This window comes from Bacillus cereus group sp. N11 (assembly GCF_016483605.1).
GTDB lineage: Bacteria > Bacillota > Bacilli > Bacillales > Bacillaceae_G > Bacillus_A > Bacillus_A toyonensis.
In genome coordinates this window covers 190,911-212,151 of record NZ_JAEHBN010000004.1, presented here as the reverse complement: position 1 = coordinate 212,151, position 21,241 = coordinate 190,911, and the positions used below count along the sequence as shown (strand labels likewise).

Sequence of the window (21,241 nt, the reverse complement as noted above, 5' to 3'; positions counted from 1 at the left end):
CTGAATGTTTTCCACATACACGAACTAAGTTTACATAATATAATTATAATCTACTTTCTAAAGCCACATTTACTGCTTCCATTGCATGTATAAAAGTTGTATCAAATATCGGAACTAATACGTCTTCCTGCTTTATTAATAATCCTATTTCTGTACAACCTAAAATTATTCCCTGTGCTCCTTTTTGCACTAGCTCTTCTATGACTCTTTTATAATATTCTCTAGATTGCGATGTTATTTTTCCTAAACATAACTCTGTATAAATTATTTCATTTAATTTTTCTCTATTTTTTTCTACTGGCACTATTACTTTTATATTATTCTCTTCTATACGTGACTTATAGAAATCTTGCTCCATTGTATATTTCGTTCCAAGTAGACCAATCGTTTGAATACCTTTTCTTTTAATTTCTTTTGCAGTAGTATCAGCAATATGTAATACGGGGATGTTAATATTCTCTTTTATTTTCTCCACTACTTTATGCATTGTATTTGTGCAAATGATTATAAAATCTGCTCCTCCCTTCTGCAATGAATACGCCGCATTCCCTAATACTTCTCCTGCTCCATCCCAATCCCCGTTAGACTGGAATCGTTCAATCTCTTCAAAATCCACACTATTAATCAAACATTTTGCTGAGTGTAATCCCCCTAATCTACTTTTTATCTCTTCATTTAAAATTCGATAATATTCCGAAGTCGATTCCCAACTCATACCACCTATAAGCCCTATCGTTTTCATATATAACACACCTACCTAAACTTTTTTCTAAACTAATAACAATGTTTTATTATGTATATTATACACAATAAAACAAGACTTTAAGTTTATAATATAAAGTCTTGTTCTAACTATTTCCAAGGAAATTTTATGTGAATATTCTGAAATTAACCCCCTAATGTTTTTATAGAATCTTCATATTGATAATTAAAACATTGTCGATACAACTGTTTAATTTCATTATAAGAAGGAACTCGCGGATTATTTCCTGGGCTACCACTTTCAATTGCATCCGAGGCCATTTTTGAAATAGCATTTTCAAATTCAACCTCACCGATTCCGTATTCTTTTAAATTTGGAATACGAAGATCAAAACAAAGTTTTTTTATTTCCCTCAGCGTATAATCGGCTATTTCTTCATCACAATAGGAATACATATCTTTATTTAAACAACGTCCAATTTCCGCTAGTCTTTTTGTTGCACTCACTTTTGTATATTCTAAAACTGTAGGTAATAGTATTGCATTTGATATACCATGTGGTACATGAAATAACGCCCCTACTGGTCTTGACATTCCATGAACTAATGTAACAGATGCATTTGAGAATGCAATTCCAGCTTGTAATGAAGCGATCATCATTGCTTCCCTTGCTTCCATATTACCTCCATCTTCATATACAATACGTAAATATTTCATAATACTTTCAATAGCCGAAAGAGCAAGTACATCTGTAAGTGGTTGAGAAAATTTAGAAATATATGCTTCAATTGCATGGCATAATGCATCTATACCTGTCGCTGCCGTAATGTGAGGTGGTACCGAACTTGTTAATATCGGGTCAATAATCGCTACTTGCGGGGTAAAACTCGGATGCTTCATCATCATTTTTACATCTGTTTTTTTATTCGTAATTACTGCTACACTTGTTACTTCTGACCCAGTACCTGAAGTTGTTGGAATTGCAATGAGTGGTAGTGGATCATTTTCTATTTCAACATCTTTTTGGACGTAATATTCAATTGCTCCACCATTAGTATATAACACCGCTACTGCTTTCGCAGCATCAATACAACTTCCACCACCAATACCGATAATAAAATCACACTTTCCTTCTTTACAAATCGTTAACGCTTCTAATACGTGTAAATTTGTAGGCTCAGCATTCACTTTATTATATGTAATAACAGTAATCCCTTTCTTATTTAGCTGTTTTATGCACCTTTCAACATACCCTAATTTCTCCATAATTGTATCAGTAACTATAAAAGCTCTTTTCCCAAACTTCTTTGATTGTTCCCCCAGCTTTTCAATCGAATTTCTTCCATATAGTACAGACTTCGGCATACGAAACTCAGCAACTTCTTGCAAATACTCCACCCCTTCTTTCCCTTATTAATGTTTAGTTTATAAAATATCAACTAAATAAACCTTTACAATTCATATAGTATCTATTTTTAATAAATTCCTGTAATAGTATAGAATGCGATAACTAAAAACACAGCAAGCGTTTTCAAAACTGTAATAGCAAATATATCTTTATATGACTGTTTATGTGTTAAACCTGTTACTGTAAGAATAGTAATAATAGCCCCGTTATGTGGTAATGTATCCATTCCTCCTGATGCCATTGATACGATACGGTGCATAACTTCTAATGGGATATCAAATTGATTGGCTGCTGCAATAAATTTATCCCCCATCGCACTTAAAACAATCCCCATTCCTCCTGATGCAGAACCTGTAATACCGGCTAAAATATTCGTCGTTACCGCTCCATTCACTAAAGGATTTGTGAACGTTGCAGAAATGCCATCTCTCATAATTGCAAAACCTGGAAGTGCTGCAATGACACCACCGAAACCAAATTCTGCTCCAGTGTTCATTGTTGCAAGTAGTGCTCCACCTATACTTGTATTCAATCCAGCTTGAAATCCTGTTACTACCCGTTTCCAGTATAATAAAAGAGTTGTTAAAATTCCTATTATAAGTGCCAATTCTACAGACCATATTCCAACTACCGCACTCAATTCTACTTTTCCAAATGCTTTCATACCAATTGCTGAAAAGTCAAAACCGTTCGGATACCACTTCGGTATCATAATAGTAAACACTTTATTCATTACACCTACTAAAATAAGTGGTATAAAAGCAATAAGTTGTTGTGCCCTCGTAATTTCTAAACTATTTAACAGCGGTATTTCTTTCTGCTCTAATTCCAAAGATGCTGCCATTTCAGTATTCCCATCGTTAAAACCAAAATATCCTTCACCTGCTGCTTTTGCCTTCTTACGCCTACTCTCTAAATATAATAAACCTAACGTGAGTACAAAAATTGCCCCTACAATACCAAGTATCGGTGCAGCATAAATATCCGTTTTAAAAAATGTTGTAGGTATTACATTTTGAATTTGTGGTGATCCAGGGAGCGCATCCATTGTAAATGTTACTGCTCCAAGGACAATTGTTCCAGGTATTAAGCGTTTTGGAATATTAGCTTGTCGAAAAAGCTTAGCTGCAAACGGAAATATAGCAAATACCACTACATATACACTAACACCACTATATGTTAAAATAGCACCCATTAAAACAATCGCTAAAATTGTACGTTTTTCTCCAACCAACTCTACAATCGTCTTTGCAATAGAATCAGCAATTCCTGACATTTCTACTACTTTCCCAAAAATTGCTCCAAGTAAAAACACCGGGAAATATAGTTTAATAAACCCTACCATTTTCTCCATAAAAATATTAGAAAAGAAAGGTAATACAAAACTAGGTTCTGTCAAAAATACCGCAAATAATGCAAAAATTGGTGCAAATAAAATAACAGAAAACCCTCTATAGGCTACAAACATAAGTAAGCTAAGTGCTAATAATATAATAACTAGCTCCAATTATACCCCTCCTTTAAACTGAAAATTCGATCTTTTATTGATAAACTTCTACTAATCTTTCATTTCTGACATCCCTCCTCTAATTCATACAAATTTTTCATACTAAAATGTCTAATTATACATATTCGATTACATATGAAAAATCCCTTTAAACAGAAACGATTTCATCGTCATACGTTATAAAGGGATTGTTAGTCTCTATTTTTATTTTTTTATTAAACTATTTTCTATACAAAAATGGTGTAGTTCTTCTATATCCTTCGCTATATGAGTCGAACTAACTTCAATCAACTCATTTTCACTACCATAGCCATATAAAACACCAATTGAAGCAATTCCATTATGATTTGCACCTATTATATCGTGCTTTCTATCTCCAATCATAACAACTTCCTCTTTATTAAGTCCTTCATTCTGAAGTAAAATATGTGCAATTATTTCTTCTTTTTTTATTCTTGTTCCATTTAAATTACTTCCAATAATATCTTCAAAATAATTCGTTAGTTGAAAATGCTCTATTACTTGTCTAGCAAAAATAGTAGGCTTTGAAGTAGCTATAAATAAACGATTTCCGTTATCTTTTAATTGTTTTAGGAGATTTGGAATACCCTCGTATACACTATTCTCCAACAACCCACGTTGCTTTAAATATTCCCTGAAATAAAAAACAGCTCGTTCAACTTCTCCTTCATTCATATTATATCTCTCTACGAATGATTGCTGAATAGGAGGACCAATAAATGAATCTAACTCACTTACATGTAATTCTTCAATTCCAACCTTTTCTAACGCGTACAAAACTGAATTTACAATCCCCTTTTTAGGATCCGTTACTGTTCCATCTAAATCAAATAAAAATGTTGTATACATATTTAATCCCCCACTCATCCTACTTTACATGTAATACTAAAGGTTTTTTTACTACTCTACCTCTACTATACTACCATTATTTGTTTTTTCAAAAAAATCACTTTTTCTATGTTACATAGTTTCGGTTACATTAGACGGATAGATATGATAAAGTAAGAAAGTTACAATTAATTCAATAGAAACTGGTGAAACAAATGTCAATTACGTTAATTTTTATAATGGCTTTCACAATTGTCATCCACGCAGTCGAAACTAGTTCTTATAGTATTCGATTAGCTGGTGTTCGTTTAAAAAAGATTGTCGTTGCCTTATCTGTCGTAGGAATGGTATTACTTATTTCAAGAACTTCAAATTTACTACAAGCCTTTTTAATTGGCGGGATTGTCGATGAAGCAAAACGAGATGCTTCTATTAATTTAGAGCATACTATACGACTTGTACTATTATCTGCTTCCATAGGTACATTACTTGCGATTATTCTTTATCCAACTTTGACAAAACTATTTGGATATGTCATTCAAAACTTTGAAACAGATGGTTCTTTCATTCGAATGATGAAAACAAATAACATTCAAAAATTAAAGTACACAAAAAAATATGTGCGCTTTCCAAGATTTGAAATGATTCATAGATTGCGTATCGGTGGTATTCCAAAGCGTATTATGCTTATTAACATGTTTGCTACTGCAATTTATACAGCAGGTGTTCTTTCTGCCCTTTATGCTTCTTTTCTAAATCCAGATTACGCAACAAATGCAAGTACAGCTTCTGGCCTTGTGAATGGTTTTGCTACTATTTTATTAACAGTATTGCTCGATCCACGCATTGCTCTATTAACAGAGCGTGCTTTACAATCAGAAAATGGTGCTGAATCTATGAGTAAAATGTATGGTTGGTTAATGATATCTAGACTTCTCGGTACTTTACTCGCACAACTGTTGTTCGTACCAGGTGCTTACTGGATTTTATGGATTATTGAACTAATGCATTAATTTACTAGGAAGGTGAATTTATCAATGAAGATACAAACAGAACAAGATGTAATTCGCTTAATAGAAAACGACAAATGGATGATGGACGTATTACACATAGCAAAATCACTAGAGCTACCTGATTGGTGGATTTGCGCCGGTTTTGTTCGTTCTAAACTTTGGGATACTTTGCATAACTACGAAGTAAGAACTGCTACACCGGACGTTGATGTCATCTATTTTGATCCATTACATAAAGACGAGACATATGAACAATCCGTAGAGAAAACACTAACAAATATGGATGCTTCTATACCTTGGTCGGTTAAAAATCAAGCTCGTATGCATGTGGTGAACAACATGCCACCATATTCTTCTTCTGTTGATGCTATTTCTAAATTCCCTGAAACAGCAACGGCTTTAGGGGTTACATTAGACGAAAAAAACAATGTTATATTAACAGCTCCGTGCGGTATTAAAGATGTTCTTTCATTACAAGTGAGACCAACAGCTCATTTTCTCGAATCAAAAGGACGTATACATATGTACAAAAACAGAGTTATTAAAAAGAATTGGCAAAGTAAATGGCCTAACATAACAATCACATATCCAGAAATTTAGAAAGGGTGCTTCTCATTAATAGAAGCACCCTTTTCTTCATTTCAAAAAATACATGACTGTTTCTGCGAATCTATCTGCTTCCTCATAATGAGGTGAATGACCGCTCTCTTCAAATGCAATATACTTGCCGTTTCGAGCATCTTTATTAAATATTTCAATTTGTTTTTCACACGTTACTACATCATGTTTTCCTACAAGTAATAACATTGGATTTTGTACATCTTTTATTTTGGATAATAATGATGTATGACATGCGCCTTCTAATTTTAATCTATCAAAATGAATCTTGGAGCGTTTTGAAAATATTTCCCACTCTTGATCACTGTATAAACTCTCATCTGTCCTATCTTCCTTATTATTGTAAATCTCCATTCTTTTTTCTTCTAATTCATCGCTTAATCTTATATAAGCTTCAAGCAACTCTTCGGAACTAGCATTGCTAGATGAATAAGCGATGGACTCTTCTGCTACTTCTTCTTTTCCATACTTTTTTAATAAATCCCCTGTCTTTTGTAACAAAGCTCTACTTGTTAATGCAAAATCGAAAGTTGGTCCTTCAAATATTATTTTCTCTATTGAACTTGGATATATCGATGCATATAACAATGCTACATATCCACCGAAAGAATGTCCAATTACAGACCACTTCTCAATTTGCAATACTTTTTTTAGTTCTTCACAATCTTCAATCAAATCATTTAATCCAAAAGCTTCGTCCTCAAGAATTTCTTCTGAGCGACAAACACCTCTTTGATCTATCATAATTACATATAAAGAATCTTTTAAACGTTCCGCTTGATGAAATGAAAAATCATAACAGCTCTCTCCTGGACCGCCGTGCAAGTATAATACAGGCTCACTTTTAGGGTTTCCATGTGCTTCAACATATAACTTCTTCCCTCTAATGTCCATGTATTTCCCTGCTTCTATCAAATTCGCCTTTATAATCATCACCTTCTTTTTTACTGTATATTATAACATTTAATGTTAAATAATTCCTATTACATTTAAAAAGACGATGATGATGGCAAGTGGCGCTACAAACCGAAGTAAAAATGCCCAACAAGTAAATACTTTCTTTCCGTAATTTCCACCTACAAAAAATTCTGCTTCTAGCACCTTCTTTTCCATTTTGAATGATACGAAAATACTAATAAATAGCGCTCCTAGTGGCATTAATATATTACTAGATAAAAAGTCTACCGCATCAAAAATATTCTTACCAAAAATCGTAATATCACTCCATACTCCAAATGATAACGCAGATGGTATACCTACTAAGAAAATACAGAAACCAATGATCCATGATAGTTTCGTTCTTCTTTCTTGTTCACCATTTGCTAATGCTGAAACAACCGTCTCTAGTAGAGAAAACGCCGATGTTAATGTGGCAAATGTAAATAGCGCAAGAAATACCGTTAAGAACAATCCGCCAAATGGAATTTGACTAAATACAGATGGTAATACGATAAATAGCAATCCAGGCCCTTCCGTCGGCTCCATTCCTAATGAAAATACTGCTGGAAAAATTGCAAGACCTGCAAATAAAGAAACGAATAAATTCAATCCAACAATTGTTATTGCTGATTTTGGTAAACTTTCTTTTTTATTTAAATAGGAACTATACGTAACCATAATTGATATTCCGATACTAATCGCAAAAAACGATTGGCCCATTGCGAACAAAATACTTTCTGAAGTAATCTTTGAGAAATCTGGTTGTAAGAAAAACTTCACACCTTGCATTGCATTATCCAATGTTAATGAACGAATAATAAGGGCGACAAATAAAACGAACAATGCTGGTAACATATATTTACTTGCTTTTTCAATTCCGTTTTGTACACCTTTTGATACAACCCATATCGTAATGAACATAAAAGCGAAATGTCCAGTAATAGCCCAAGCGGGATTTCCAATTGTTTCAGTAAATAATGCACCGTAATTTTGTCCCTGAGTAATAAGTTGTCCAGTTACTCCTCTGAATAAATAAATCAATACCCATCCACCTACAACACTATAAAACGAAAGTAATATAAAACACGTTCCAACGCCAAGGCGTCCAATCCAGTGCCACCCTGTATTTGGTGCAATACTTTTAAATGCGCCAACTGCTTGTTTCTGTGTACTGCGTCCAATCATAAATTCAGCTATTAATAGCGGGAGACCAATTAATACAGTAAATAATATAAAGATTAAAAAGAATGCTCCTCCCCCGCTCTTCCCAGCGATATAAGGAAACTTCCATATTGCGCCTAATCCAATTGCTGATCCTGCTGCAGCCATTATAAATCCTAATTTCGAAGTCCATTGCTCCGTCTGTTTCATCTTATTTTCCTCCCAATTAAATCTTTTTATATAAATAATTAAATTTTATATACCTATCCGAATAAACCCTCCATTTCTTTTTCTATAAAATAAAAAATGGCTCAGCATCTCTTTATAAAAAGAGACGCTAAGCCATTTACTTAACGCGGTACCACCCTTATTGATTCCATTATGAATCCACCTTAGTAGTAATCGTTTGATTACAAACCTAATATCGAAGGTTAACCGTTAAGATTTACTAAGAATGTAATTCCGTTCCACCTTACTGCTCCTAGGCGAGTTCAGGATGTCATTTGACTATGTCGCACCAACCCATAGCTCTCTGCACAAATACATGACCTTACTACTCCTATTCAACACATTTTAATATTTAGAATATATTTTCTTTTGAAATTAATATGAAGTATATCGGTTATATTAGTAACTGTCAAGGTATATATTTATTTTTTTGTCGAAAAGGTTTTTTATAAACTTTCAATGTAAAAATAAAAGAACATAAAAAAAGAATCCTCGCGATAATCGCGAAGGTTCTTTTTTATGGTGTAAGACGTGTACAATCTCTCGGAAAAGCACTCGCCTCTCGTACGTTCGTTAATTCTAAAAGTTTATATACAATCCTTTCTAACCCAATACCGAAACCGCCATGCGGTGGACAACCGTATCGGAATGTATTTAAATAAGATTGAAATTTCTCTAGGTGTAATCCTTTTTCTTTAAAAGATGCGAGTAACAGATCATAATTATGAATTCGCTGTGCTCCTGATGTTATTTCTAACCCTTTATATAATAAGTCGAACGAATCAGTAATAGATGGATTCTCGTTATTCGGCATCGTATACATCGGTCTCGCTTCTTTCGGATAATGTGTAATGAAAACAAATTCACTATTATATGTTTCTTTCACATATTTCCCTAGTAACTTTTCACCTTCTGTATCTAAATCTCCAATCGGTGATTCTTTTCGATACTTACTTTTCAAAATCTCTTGTGCTTCTGACAATGTAATTTTCGGTATTTCAGTAATGACAGGTACTTCTAATTGTAATTGTTGTAGTTCTTTCTCACATGTTTCTCCTACCTGCTGAAACATATATCGTAAAACATCCGTTTCTAATTGCATCACTTCATGAAAATCATCGATAAATCCAAGCTCTACGTCTAACGATATATATTCATTCAAATGACGGGAAGAGTTGTGATGTTCCGCTCTGTAAACAGGTGCAATTTCAAAAACACGTTCCAATCCTCCCGCTACCATCATTTGTTTATAAAACTGTGGTGATTGAGCTAAATAAGCTTCTTTTTGGAAATATGGAAGCTTAAAAACATTCGCTCCTCCTTCTGCCCCTTGCGAAACAATTTTCGGCGTAAATATACGTATGAAATCGTTCTCTGTTAAATAGTCACTAAAACTTTGAGCGAGTGTAGCTTTCACTTTAAATATCGCCGCGGTTCGCTCATGTCTTAACGATAATACTCGTTCATTCAATAGTTGATCTAAACCAACTTGTAATTTCTTTTTATTTAATTCAAATGGAAGTTGTTCTGCACCATTTAATACTTTCACTTCATGAGCAAGTACTTCAACCCCTAATTCTGTTTTCGAAGTCTCTACAATTTCACCAACTATTTGAACGACACTTTCTACATCAACTTTGTATCCAGCTAACTCGTTTTCTAATACACATTGAATAACTCCCGTTCGGTCCCGTAATAATAAAAAACTAACATTACCTAGATGACGGATCTTTTTTACCCACCCTTGTAAGAGTACCACTTTTCCAACATGCTCTGTACTCGCTTGAGTGAGTGAACGCTTCATTATTTGCCCCATTATATTTCCCTCCAATAGTTTTCATTTTATTTACGTTATTGTTGTCATCGTCGTCATCCACGTTCACTCACCTCCTTTCAAAGAATACAAAAATCCGCCCCTAGAAATAGGGACGGATTTTTTCCGCGGTACCACCCAAATTGTCACAATGACCATCTTAGCCCTGATAACGGTAGGTACCGTTTGCTTTTACTAATAATCACGTTCAAAGCAACACTCACAGGTGTCTTTCCATCATGCGGTATCGCAATCTTCCCAGCAACCGATTGCTCTCTGTAGACCTTTGCATCATGTACTTTTCCTGATCATCACTTTTTATATTTACAGAGTATTCTATCTCTTTATTTTATAAAACGCAAGCCTTTTTATTTAAGATTCTTCATCTACCGTTATATATGCGTATTTTTCATGTTCTATTATTATTTTCCCATTTAGATTTACACTAGTCTTTTTCACGCTCTATATACATTTCCATTTTATTACATATTTTACATGTTTCACACGCATATTAATAGCAAAATTGTAGCGGAGGTGTACATATGAAAAAAGCAATTAGTTTCTTTCTCCTTTTGTTATGCCTAATTGTAGTAAATGAAACGTACGCATATTCACCAAAATCTTTACCAATCTCTCAACATTCTAATCAATGGCAAGTGAATATTGATGACGTGAAAAAAACGAGTAAAAAATTGTTGCAACCTAAAAAAGGTGTATTACAAACATATTATTTCTCTGTAAAAAATCTCGGAAAAAGCGAAGTGTATAACGTACAAGTTGAAGTCTTCCGCAACGAGCCAAATACAAAAACGAAATATGAACTCTTTTCCCTAAAGGAAAGTCGTTTAGCAAGCAACAAAACTGGATTTGAACATGCTAACTTACCTATTTCTACAAAAGCAGATGAGGTTGACGTGATTATTATGTGGCAAGAACACCCTTTCCGCTCGATGCGAAACGGTCAAAAAGTTGAGTCTAGAAAATTTAAAGAGCATTTTGTTTTTAAAGAATCTAAAAAGTAAATGGGGATGCGGATGTATTCACATTATCATTGATATTACTTTATTTACTAGTACCAGTTCTTATGTAAATTAAAAAGTCGTGGCTTATAAACGCCACGACTTTTTATATTAATTCGTACTAATTCCTCTTGCTGCCCAAATACGATCGATATCAGCAGCATGTTGTCCGCCATATAGAAGAGCATCCGCTTGCTTAATTGCTTTTGCTCCATCACGGAATTTAGCATTTGGCGTTAATGACCAATGTGATTGTAAAATAATTTTTGTTGCTACATCACGGCCAAAAGCTTGTGCCATTTCGTATTGTCCTTGAGCCCAAATTTCCCCATCATCATGTACTTCATTCGTAATATCTTTCGGATATACTTTATTCGTATCTAATCGGCGTAAGCATGTTGGATCCGAACTAGAATAAGCTGTCGCATCCCATTCTCCAACACATGCTTTTCCGTACCCTGTAGTCGACACTGCATCTTCATAAGTAGCACCTAAGAAATCACCAAATCCTTCTCCCATTGCTCCACCTTCTGGTGAGCTACCGAATCCAGGCACTTGATTGTCTTGAATTGAATGGCCGTATTCATGCGCGATAATACCAGCATCTTCTGCATCATCAACTCCGCCAGTACCGAAAGTTAAAGCTTTCGTTGATGGAGAATAGAATGAGTTATCATCCGTTGTACCATTAACATTTACTTTAATCGAACGATTATTAATATTTTTAAAGCCTAGTCCTTGAATATAGCGCTGCAATGTATCGATATGATAATACGACATAACATCTTCAAAGCTATCATTTGCACGTGTATAGTTAAATTGTAAGTTTGTAGATTTCGTCATCGCTTTTGAAGAAATCGTTACATACTCTCCAATTAAAAATCCTGTTCCATCTAAACCTTTTAACGTAACAGTCTTCAATTGGTTCGTTAGAGCTGTTGAATCTGCATCATTATTATCTTTTAATCCTACTTTACTACCGCTAGATACGACCGGGTTAGGTAAAAATACTTTTCCTGATCCTTCAGCTTTTCGGTTTATATCAACCTTTTTAATTAACTTTCCATTTTCTGCATCAATAAATGTTTCCCATGCACCGAATGGATTATTAGAATGGACTACCACTTTATATACTGGAAGAGCGACACCTTCTTCAACAATATATCCGAATTCTTTTTCTGTAGGAGCCCATAAGTTTTGCTCACTCGCTTCTCCAACATACGCCATTGACTTTTGTATTGCATCTTTTTCACTAATTTTTGTCGTTACTTCCTTCACACCTGTAACAGGTTGATAATCAGAAACAGCAAGTACTCCTTTTCCCTCTCCGTTAAGAGTAACCGTAATTTGTTTTGAAAATACAGGCGCGCCATTTACTATTTGTTGGAACCTAACATATGAAGCTACTGACGTTTCTGTTGTAGAAATATATTGCAAGTCTGAAAGGTCGGGCTTTAATCCATACTGATTGGCATTCCCTTTTAAATATTCAACTGCTTTTTTCTGTGGTGAATAAGCTTCTACCTTTACTTGCTTCTTTTCCAATGCGGAAACTGTAGAAATCGTCCCCATTACTAATGGTACAGTCATTGCCATTGCCACCATTTTTTTGTTTAACATAAAACCACTCCCCCTAATAAATTGAAACCTTTACCCCATTCCTATAAGGCTATTACTGTCCACAAGTAACGAAATAAAGTGAATCTACGAGTAATTCTATACGAGCAATTCTATTACCTTTACATTTTGGGTAAGTGAAATTTTCTCAATATTTATGTGTAAAACGAAAACAATACTTTAGAAATATATTTCTTTATCAATTCTTTCAACCTTATACTTTTAAAATATGAAGAAAGAAATTTTCCAGTGTCCCTATCGAGTGGATTATGAGGAAATCATTCGGTTAATCTCCCTTCATACAAAAAAGGAAGTTGGAATGATTCCAACTTCCTTTTTCATTAATTAGCCTCGCTTAACTTAATTCGGAGTTTTGTCTCCCCTAAAGAAAGCTCGTCATCTTCATTCGTTAAGTGGCCAAATGTAAATTGCTTGACGAGTAAGTTTTCTTCCAATAGATGTTTATGATTCGTTAACGTTTGCTGTAGTTCTTCATCTGCATCAAGAATCACATCAACTCGTAAGTTAACTGGTAAATTCAACTGCTTACGATATTCTTGAACCGCACGAATGAATTCACGGGCCACTCCTTCTTGTAACAATTCTTCCGTTACATTCGTATCTAACATAACTGTATATTGTCCGTTAGTTGTATTAGAGAATCCTGATTTCGCGACTTTCTCCACTAATACATCTTCAACCGTTACGACTACCTCTTCTCCTGATACAGCTTCATATACCGCTTTTTCAGTTGCAACAAAGTTCTGTACTTCTTCTTGTGATAATTGTTTTAACCAGCCGTTTACTGCATTCACATTTTTACCGAACTTCGGCCCTGCTGTTTTAAAATTGAGCTTCAATTGATATGATGTATACTTCGTTTCATCCAGTTCAACATGGAATGCTTTCACATTTAGCTCATCCATTACAATATCGCGATAAGATTCCCAATCGATATCATTCTCTTTATGCTCAAGTAATACAAGCTCAGCTAACGGCTGTTTTACTTTTAAAGAATGCTGATTACGGTTACTTCTTCCAAGTTCGACAACTTGTAAAACAGCATCCATTTCCGCTTCTAATTTCGGCTGAAGTAGTGATTCATTTACAACTGGATAATCCGCTAAATGAACGCTACTTCCTTCTAAATTCAGATGAATGTCTTCCGCGACAAACGGTGTAAATGGTGCAATTAATTTACTAATTGTTACAAGCACTTCATGAAGTGTCTCATAGGCAGATGCTTTTTCAGCGTTCATACCAGATTCCCAGAAACGATTACGTGAGCGTCTTACATACCAGTTACTCACTTCATCTACAAGTGCTGCAATTTCACGAGCTGCATTCGTAAATTGATACTCATCAAGTGCTGTTCTCACTTTTTTCGTTGTACTATGCAATCTTGATAATACCCATTCGTCTAATTTCGTAAGCTTTACGTCATACGTTTCTTTCGGATTATACTCATCTAAATTTGCATATAAAACGTAGAAGCTATACACATTGACTAATGTATCTACAAATTTAGATTTCGCTTCCAGTACTGTTCTTTCAGAAAAACGCTTCGCATTCCACGGGGCACTATCAACGAGTAAAGCCCATCTTAGCGCATCTGCACCAAACTTCTCTACTAAATCAACTGGATCTAGTGCATTGCCTTTACTTTTAGACATTTTTTGTCCTTCTTCATCTAAAACATGCCCTAGTGATAAAACTCGTTTATACGGCACTTTGCCTGTATATAGTGCTGATACTGCTAATAAACTATAAAACCAGCCGCGTGTTTGATCAATTCCTTCTGCAATAACATCCGCTGGAAACTGCTCTTCAAATAAATCTTTATTTTCAAATGGGTAATGATATTGTGCAAATGGCATAGAACCACTATCAAACCAAACATCGATTACTTCTGGTGTGCGATTCATTGTGCCTCCGCATTTCCCGCAGCAGACTTGCACTTCATCTACATACGGCTTATGCAATTCTAAATCTTCAGGTGTTTCTTTCTTACTATGCTTTCTTAATTCAGCAATGCTTTTCGGTGCGAACTGATGATCGCAACTTTCGCATTCCCATACGTTTAATGGTGTTCCCCAATATCTATTTCGGCTAATATTCCAGTCAACCATATTTTCTAAAAACTTACCAAAACGTCCATGTTTCATATGATCCGGATACCAAGTAACAGAATCATTATTTTTTAAAAATGTATCTTTAATTGCAGTTGTTCGGATTAACCAACTTTCTCCTGCATAATAAAGAAGTGGTGAATCACAACGCCAGCAATGCGGGTAACTATGTTCATATTTTTCTTTATGATATAGCAAACCTTCCTTCGCCAAATAACGAACGATATCAACGTCACAATCTTTTACAAATTTACCTTTCAAAAATGGTACTGCATCTGTATACTCACCTTTTCCATCTACAACATGTAGGAACGACAATCCTTCACTTTGAACAACTCTATAATCATCTTCCCCATATGCTGGAGCAATATGAACGAGTCCAGTACCACTATCTGCCGTTACAAAATCCGCTGCAATAACACGGTAACCATTTGTCACTTCTTTCATTGGAAATGGTGCTGTGTAAAATGTATTTACTAATTCTTCACCTTTATGAACAGATAATACTTCATAGTTTTCTTTTAATACTTCTTGTACACGTTCTTTCGCAACAATGTATACATGACCTTCTTGTTTCGCTTTAACGTATTCCATATTTGAATGTACAGCAAGTGCAACATTTGCTGGAAGTGTCCATGGTGTTGTCGTCCAAGCTAAGAAATACTCATTTTCACTATTTTCCACTTTAAACTTGACTGTTGCACTTAAATCTTTTACTGTTTTATACCCTTGTGCAACTTCATGTGAACTGAGAGAGGTTTGACAGCTTGGGCAGTACGGTGAAACTCTATGACCTTTATATAACAAGCCTTTTTCATGAATCGTCCCTAAAATATGCCATACACTTTCGATATATGGATTTTCTAAAGTAACGTATGGATCATCCATATCTACCCAATAACCGATACTTTCAGTGAACTCACGCCACTGCTTTTCATATGTGAATACACTCTCTTTACACTTCTTAATAAATGGCTCAATTCCGTACTCTTCGATTTCATGTTTACCAGAAATACCAAGTTGCTTCTCAACACCTAATTCTACAGGTAAACCGTGTGTATCCCATCCTGCTTTTCTTACTACTTTATAACCGGCCATCGTTTTATATCTTGCTACTAAATCTTTAATTGCCCGACCAAGTGCATGGCCGACGTGTGGTAAACCGTTCGCCGTTGGAGGTCCTTCATAAAACACAAACGATTGCGCGCCTTCTCGATTCTGAATTGATTGTTCAAAAATGCTCTGTTCGTTCCACTGCTTACGAATACGTGTTTCTCTCCCTACAGCTGACTCTTTTACATCTACTTTCTTCATCTACAATCACTCCTTTGAATGTTTTAAAAGCACACAAAAAACCCGCCCCTATGAAGTAGGGACGGGTTTATCCGCGTTACCACCCTAATTCTATTAGCTTTTCACTAATAGCGCTTAGCAACGTACTAACATACGCGTTCTTTGTAACGGTAGACATCCGTCCGGGCCTACTTACTTTCAGCCTCGGCTCCTCGGAGATGATTTTCAAATAACGTCTGAACACCGGCTTTCAGCACTTTACCGGCTCTCTGGGGAACAGTTCATTATTTTACTCTTTCTCGTCTTCAGATTTGTATACTTTGTTAAAAGCTATTTTATGCCATTTAACAATAAATTGTCAACTAATTCAAAATATATTTTTATTTATATCCTTTTTTCACTACTTATATACATATACAATTACTTTTCAAACTCTCTCAATCTTGCTAAATCTTCATCTTCTTCGATAAGTTCAGCAAAAAATCCAGATTCATCCTCACGAAGTACATGTTCAAGCTCTTCTTTCGCCTCTGCATTTCTATTTAATAACGCTAAATAACAAGCATGATCATATCTTGCTAACAGATCACTCGTATCCATTGTTACTACTTCACTTGTTATTTTTTCTGCCTTTATCGTTTGTCCGGCACTATGATATGAAGATGCTAATGAAAGAAGAATTGCCGTATCATTTGGATGATGTATAGAAGCATCTTCTAATAACTGAATTGCCTCTTCATATCTCTCTTGACTTTGGTACATTTCTCCTAAAGCAAGAAACCCTCTACTTACAAACGGTGTTTTCTCCGTTAATTGTAAGCATATTTTTTCTGCTTTTCCTTCTTCCCCAACTTTCAAGAATACTTGCGCTTGTATAAGAAGCGTATCATAATCATCCGGTAGCTCTCGAACTAATTGCTTCATTAACTCTAGAGCATCTTGTAACAAATCCTCGTCCTCACACTCAATGAATAGATTTACAAGTTGCTTCGCTACCTCATAATCCCATTTATTTTCTAACGATGTTTGCAGAACATCTATCGCTTCTTTATTCATCGATACATTTTCGTAAAATGATCCAAACCGTTGCGCTGCCATACTATTTTTTGGATTTAACTTTAATGAGATTTCATATAAATCAATGATTGTTGTAACCATTGAAATTTCTTTTGCCCGGTTTTTCATACGATAAAAAGCTCTCGTAAATATAGATTTTTTCGGTTGTTCATTTTGTTGACGTTCAATCCATCTTTCCGTAATCGCAGCTGCTGCATACATGAATGCTGTACTTCTTTCTGCTTTTTTCACTTTTAATGTATGAAGAAAATCTCGGATGTTAGACAATTTCTTATGTTGTTCTACCGCTTTTACATAAACATCAAATATACGTTCATTATTTACATCTTTTTGTATTACTTTCATTGCAACTTCAATCGCTTTTGCATCTCTTTTTTTCACTAATACTTTTGCATAATGATATAGAACTTCTATATGTCCCTCATCTACTTGTAGTGCTTCTTCAATTCGTATCTTTTCTGTATCTATTTCATTCATCGCTCCATACACATACGCAATCGCATCTAAGCGCCATATTTCGGGTACTTCGCCTGCTAGATGTTCTAATTCCTTTAGCAACTCTTCTTGAAGATTTATTTCTACTGAAAGCTGTGCCAAATATTCCATATTTATATGCAAAGGCTCTTCTTTCATCGCCTGAACCATATGACTTTGTTCTTTGAAACGGTCTTCTTCTTTTTCGTATATTTCTGCTAGTTGTAAATGTACACCTAAGAAGTTTTTATCTAGCTCTAAACATGTTTCATACGCTTGTTTTGCTTCTGTCAATTGTCCTAATGCCATAAGTGTTTCACCAATTCGGTAATATGGCAATGCCGTTTTCTTTTGTTCTATTGCTTTATTATATCTTTTCATCGCTTGTCCATACTGTCCAATAGATTCATGTAAAATACCTGCATAACAACTGTATTCACTTACTTCATTTCTTTCTTTTTGTAACGTTCTTAAGAATGCTATACCTCGTTGTACAAATACAGTTCCTTTAATTCGATTCACATATTCATCTAACGCACTTGCTACATTATATTCACTCTGCTTTATACCACTCTCTAACTTAGACAATGCTACTTTAAACCCATCTTCATTTCCACCAAGTTCAACCTCTGCATCCCATAAAACCATTCCTGCATTCATAAGGAAATCTTGGCTCTTTTCAATTTGTGTTTCGAGACCAAGAATATATTCTTTCGCTTCATCATATCGCTCTTTTGCCATATAAACTTGCGTAAGTCCGAAATGAGAATAAACATCTTCATTATCTTCTTCTAAAGCACGCTTATATAATGTTTCTGCTTCTTCCAGACTATCATTTTGAAAATGATAATCACCTAATCTTACATATAGAGACGCCTTATCATCACAATTCTCAATACCTTTTAATAAAATTTCTTTTGTGCTTTTCTCATCCTTCAAATCAGATTCATAGATCTCTGAAAGTTTCGTATAAATGTAAGGCGCATTACTATCTAACTGAATCGCCACTTTAAGTCCTTTTATCGCTAAATGTAATTTCCCTAATTGATGCGCACATCTCGCTCGTTCATACCATACATGCGCCTCATTTTTATATTCTCTTAACAAATTATTAAAGATTTCATATGCTTCTTCATATCTTTCTAAATCTATTAATATTAAACCGTGATTCGTTAAAGTGAACCTTTCTGGACTACGTTCTACAGCTACTTGAGAAAACTGCAACGCATTTTCAGATTGATCGATATACATATAAGATAACGCAAGGAAACTCCAGGCGATCGGCTGATCTGCGTCCAATTGTAATGAGGAACGAAAACTTGAAATCGCTTCTATATAACTTTCCTGTTCAAATGCATATCTTCCATTTATCAAATGATATAAAGCACGATTATTTTTCTTCTCAACACTTGCCAGCATTTGCTCAGCTTTCTCCATTTCTTGAAGACGAATAAAGCACTGTGCACCATGCAATTTAACAAAATCCGAGTTCGGAAACTTTTCCATTAACTTTTCTATACAATATAAAATAAATTCTTTATCTACTTCAACATCTAAATGTTTCATCGTATATAACCACGTATTCGGATTATCACTCGTCTCTTTTAAAAATTGTACTAAGTTATTAATTCCCTCTTTATCTTGTTCATCTAAATGATCTGTAAGAGAGAAAATGGATTTAAAATAATGATTCTCTTCTTCACTTAAAAATGCTAGTTGTTCCTTCTTTTCTTTCGGAACAAACGTGATCGCCAAACAACCTGTATAACGATATTTCTCTTGCAATTTACTATATTCCACAAGAACTGGTTCTATAAAGTTTGGATCTTGAACATAAAAAGCTTGTAACGTATCATCATATCCTGATAGCACTTGCACATGTGAAGCATGTTCGATGTCTATACTTAATAAAACGGGGATCTTTCGGTCGAGTAATATCTTATAAATTTCCTCATTCCCTTTAAAATAACGATATTCATAGCCTAATTCTTCAATATAAGAGACCGTATCGGAAAACTTTGAGCCTGTCATATCAAAAATAAACTCTGCTATTTCATCTTGTGTACGTTTTTCTCCCCATAGCTGCAACATCATTTCTAAACTTGTCGGAACACAATAATTATCCTTTTGTACAATTGGAACTATCGGCAGGTGAACCTTTTTTCCATCTGGATTTTTTTCTAAATTATGATATAAAAAGCCTTTTAAACTTTTTTCTTCTTTTAATAACTGTTGTAAATCTACAAGTTTATTCATTTTGTACAACGCTTCTGCACGTAAATGTACAAAGTAAGTTTCATAAGCATGATAAGGAAGCGTACTATTAATATTATCTATTACCTCTAACATCTCTTCATATTTCGCTAAATCTAATAAATACTTTACCTTTTCAAAATGAAAATATGGTACTTGTGGAAACTTTACAATCGCATCATCGATTAACTGTAATGCACGTTTTTGTTCCCCTTTATTCGCATATAACTGTGATAATAAGTAGGTAGATAGTTCTTCACAATCTTTATGCTGCTTTCCAGCTAAAAATTGTTCTTCTGCTTTCTCCCATTCACCTGTATGCATATAGACGTAGCCCCATTTATCAAAGACCGCACGTGTACTGTACTCCTCTGCTTTTTGCATATAAATGAGCGCTTCTTCATTTCGTTTCATTTCTAATAAACATCGTACTAAAGTAAAATATGTTTTCGCTAAAAAATCGTCATCTATTTCTTCTTTATCTGCCTCTTCTAAAGAGTCTTTTAACAACTGTTCTGCTTCAAGGATTTTTCGCTCATCAATTAACTCATCACAATATAAAGAGAGCGTTCTCATATTTGGGAATTTTTTATAAGCGTAGCGAATGAGGAATGAACTGTATTGGTGCATAAGCCCTTCATCAGTAAGGCGAATTAATATATCAAACTCCTTATGTGAAGGAATATTAGCAAGCCAAGTCTTCACATAGGATAAAGTATTCGTTTCTTTTATATATGAAATTTCATTATTTATTTCCTGTAATCCATCTACAAATCTCTTGTCTTTCAAACAAGCTTCTAACTGCTTAAAATCTAGCATGCATTCACCTCGAATATTTATTTAAACTGCTACTTGCTTAGATTTTACACATCATATTGTAGGTATTCAACTAAAATCTCCTATAATGGATAGTATTATTTAATATTATTCGAATTTATAACAAAATATAGTAAAAATGATTGTTTTTCTTCGTATTTTGTTTAATTATATGGAATAACGTGAATTGAGGATCTTATCTTTTCAAGGCCAAAATCAGTACATGAAATTATATCGGCGATAATTCAAATATATCAGCGCTTCTTTCGTTTTATCGGTGATTTTCAAAATATATCGACCGATTCTTAAAATATATCAACGATTA

At 34.4% G+C, this 21,241-nt stretch carries 13 protein-coding genes and 3 other annotated features; of the genes, 3 read left to right on the top strand and 10 right to left on the bottom strand.

All coding sequences use genetic code 11. The features are described 5' to 3' along the window. Positions 1 to 43: 43 nt before the first annotated feature. The 4 genes from JDS98_RS08830 to JDS98_RS08815 all read right to left on the bottom strand — a co-directional run bounded on the left by JDS98_RS08830 (position 44) and on the right by JDS98_RS08815 (position 4,487). Complete coding sequence (locus JDS98_RS08830) at positions 44 to 742, bottom strand: aspartate/glutamate racemase family protein (protein WP_000848587.1); 699 nt, start codon at positions 740 to 742, stop codon at positions 44 to 46. Between the two features lie 146 nt (positions 743 to 888). Further along, on the bottom strand, positions 889 to 2,091 hold the full coding sequence (locus JDS98_RS08825) for an iron-containing alcohol dehydrogenase (RefSeq protein WP_097956818.1): 1,203 nt from the start codon (positions 2,089 to 2,091) through the stop codon (positions 889 to 891). 86 nt (positions 2,092 to 2,177) lie between these two features. Next, entirely contained in the window at positions 2,178 to 3,617 is a 1,440-nt protein-coding gene (locus tag JDS98_RS08820) for a GntP family permease (RefSeq protein ID WP_002065163.1), read from the bottom strand. Between the two features lie 204 nt (positions 3,618 to 3,821). Beyond that, positions 3,822 to 4,487, bottom strand: a complete 666-nt coding sequence (locus JDS98_RS08815; RefSeq protein ID WP_000288768.1) for an HAD family hydrolase — start codon at positions 4,485 to 4,487, stop codon at positions 3,822 to 3,824. Between the two features lie 194 nt (positions 4,488 to 4,681). On the opposite strand from JDS98_RS08815, the gene JDS98_RS08810 reads away from it, so the two are divergent. Then, the gene (locus JDS98_RS08810) at positions 4,682 to 5,479 is read left to right on the top strand and encodes a lipid II flippase family protein (protein ID WP_000028917.1); all 798 of its coding nucleotides are present in this window, start codon (positions 4,682 to 4,684) and stop codon (positions 5,477 to 5,479) included. 24 nt (positions 5,480 to 5,503) lie between these two features. After that, entirely contained in the window at positions 5,504 to 6,079 is a 576-nt protein-coding gene (locus tag JDS98_RS08805; RefSeq protein WP_000701721.1) for a nucleotidyltransferase family protein, read from the top strand. 36 nt (positions 6,080 to 6,115) lie between these two features. On the opposite strand, the gene JDS98_RS08800 is transcribed toward JDS98_RS08805, so the two are convergent. From JDS98_RS08800 to aspS, 3 genes are all read right to left on the bottom strand, one after another. Then, positions 6,116 to 7,030: an alpha/beta fold hydrolase gene (locus tag JDS98_RS08800; protein ID WP_199633802.1), complete on the bottom strand. Its 915-nt coding sequence runs from the start codon at positions 7,028 to 7,030 to the stop codon at positions 6,116 to 6,118. 36 nt (positions 7,031 to 7,066) lie between these two features. After that, the gene (locus JDS98_RS08795; RefSeq protein WP_199633801.1) at positions 7,067 to 8,407 is read right to left on the bottom strand and encodes a sodium-dependent transporter; all 1,341 of its coding nucleotides are present in this window, start codon (positions 8,405 to 8,407) and stop codon (positions 7,067 to 7,069) included. A 117-nt stretch (positions 8,408 to 8,524) separates the two neighbouring features. Beyond that, positions 8,525 to 8,773 (bottom strand) — a binding site (T-box leader). 169 nt (positions 8,774 to 8,942) lie between these two features. After that, on the bottom strand, positions 8,943 to 10,241 hold the full coding sequence (gene aspS, locus JDS98_RS08790) for an aspartate--tRNA(Asn) ligase (RefSeq protein ID WP_199633800.1): 1,299 nt from the start codon (positions 10,239 to 10,241) through the stop codon (positions 8,943 to 8,945). Between the two features lie 105 nt (positions 10,242 to 10,346). Further along, positions 10,347 to 10,559: a binding site (T-box leader), on the bottom strand. A 221-nt stretch (positions 10,560 to 10,780) separates the two neighbouring features. Here aspS and JDS98_RS08785 point away from each other — a divergent pair. Next, positions 10,781 to 11,260: a hypothetical protein gene (locus JDS98_RS08785; RefSeq protein ID WP_199633799.1), complete on the top strand. Its 480-nt coding sequence runs from the start codon at positions 10,781 to 10,783 to the stop codon at positions 11,258 to 11,260. Positions 11,261 to 11,368: 108 nt separating this feature from the next. Here the strand turns inward: JDS98_RS08785 and JDS98_RS08780 are convergent, their stop codons facing one another. The 3 genes from JDS98_RS08780 to JDS98_RS08770 all read right to left on the bottom strand — a co-directional run bounded on the left by JDS98_RS08780 (position 11,369) and on the right by JDS98_RS08770 (position 20,919). Beyond that, entirely contained in the window at positions 11,369 to 12,877 is a 1,509-nt protein-coding gene (locus tag JDS98_RS08780; protein WP_000932727.1) for a M36 family metallopeptidase, read from the bottom strand. A 338-nt stretch (positions 12,878 to 13,215) separates the two neighbouring features. Next, positions 13,216 to 16,317 (bottom strand): isoleucine--tRNA ligase, encoded by a 3,102-nt coding sequence (gene ileS, locus JDS98_RS08775; RefSeq protein ID WP_199633798.1) that lies wholly within the window; start codon positions 16,315 to 16,317, stop codon positions 13,216 to 13,218. Positions 16,318 to 16,371: 54 nt separating this feature from the next. Beyond that, positions 16,372 to 16,611: a binding site (T-box leader), on the bottom strand. A gap of 105 nt (positions 16,612 to 16,716) precedes the next feature. After that, entirely contained in the window at positions 16,717 to 20,919 is a 4,203-nt protein-coding gene (locus tag JDS98_RS08770) for a bacteriocin-processing peptidase family protein (protein WP_199633797.1), read from the bottom strand. Between the last annotated feature and the right edge of the window lie 322 nt (positions 20,920 to 21,241).

What these genes read in the sequence shown, in the direction of transcription:
- JDS98_RS08830 (WP_000848587.1), bottom strand. Translation starts at nt 742, where the DNA reads ATGAAAACGATAGGGCTTATAGGTGGTATGAGTTGGGAATCGACTTCG.
- JDS98_RS08815 (WP_000288768.1), bottom strand. Translation starts at nt 4,487, where the DNA reads ATGTATACAACATTTTTATTTGATTTAGATGGAACAGTAACGGATCCT.
- JDS98_RS08810 (WP_000028917.1), top strand. Translation starts at nt 4,682, where the DNA reads ATGTCAATTACGTTAATTTTTATAATGGCTTTCACAATTGTCATCCAC.
- JDS98_RS08805 (WP_000701721.1), top strand. Translation starts at nt 5,504, where the DNA reads ATGAAGATACAAACAGAACAAGATGTAATTCGCTTAATAGAAAACGAC.
- JDS98_RS08800 (WP_199633802.1), bottom strand. Translation starts at nt 7,030, where the DNA reads ATGATTATAAAGGCGAATTTGATAGAAGCAGGGAAATACATGGACATT.
- JDS98_RS08795 (WP_199633801.1), bottom strand. Translation starts at nt 8,407, where the DNA reads ATGAAACAGACGGAGCAATGGACTTCGAAATTAGGATTTATAATGGCT.
- aspS (WP_199633800.1), bottom strand. Translation starts at nt 10,241, where the DNA reads ATGGGGCAAATAATGAAGCGTTCACTCACTCAAGCGAGTACAGAGCAT.
- JDS98_RS08785 (WP_199633799.1), top strand. Translation starts at nt 10,781, where the DNA reads ATGAAAAAAGCAATTAGTTTCTTTCTCCTTTTGTTATGCCTAATTGTA.
- JDS98_RS08780 (WP_000932727.1), bottom strand. Translation starts at nt 12,877, where the DNA reads ATGTTAAACAAAAAAATGGTGGCAATGGCAATGACTGTACCATTAGTA.
- ileS (WP_199633798.1), bottom strand. Translation starts at nt 16,317, where the DNA reads ATGAAGAAAGTAGATGTAAAAGAGTCAGCTGTAGGGAGAGAAACACGT.
- JDS98_RS08770 (WP_199633797.1), bottom strand. Translation starts at nt 20,919, where the DNA reads ATGCTAGATTTTAAGCAGTTAGAAGCTTGTTTGAAAGACAAGAGATTT.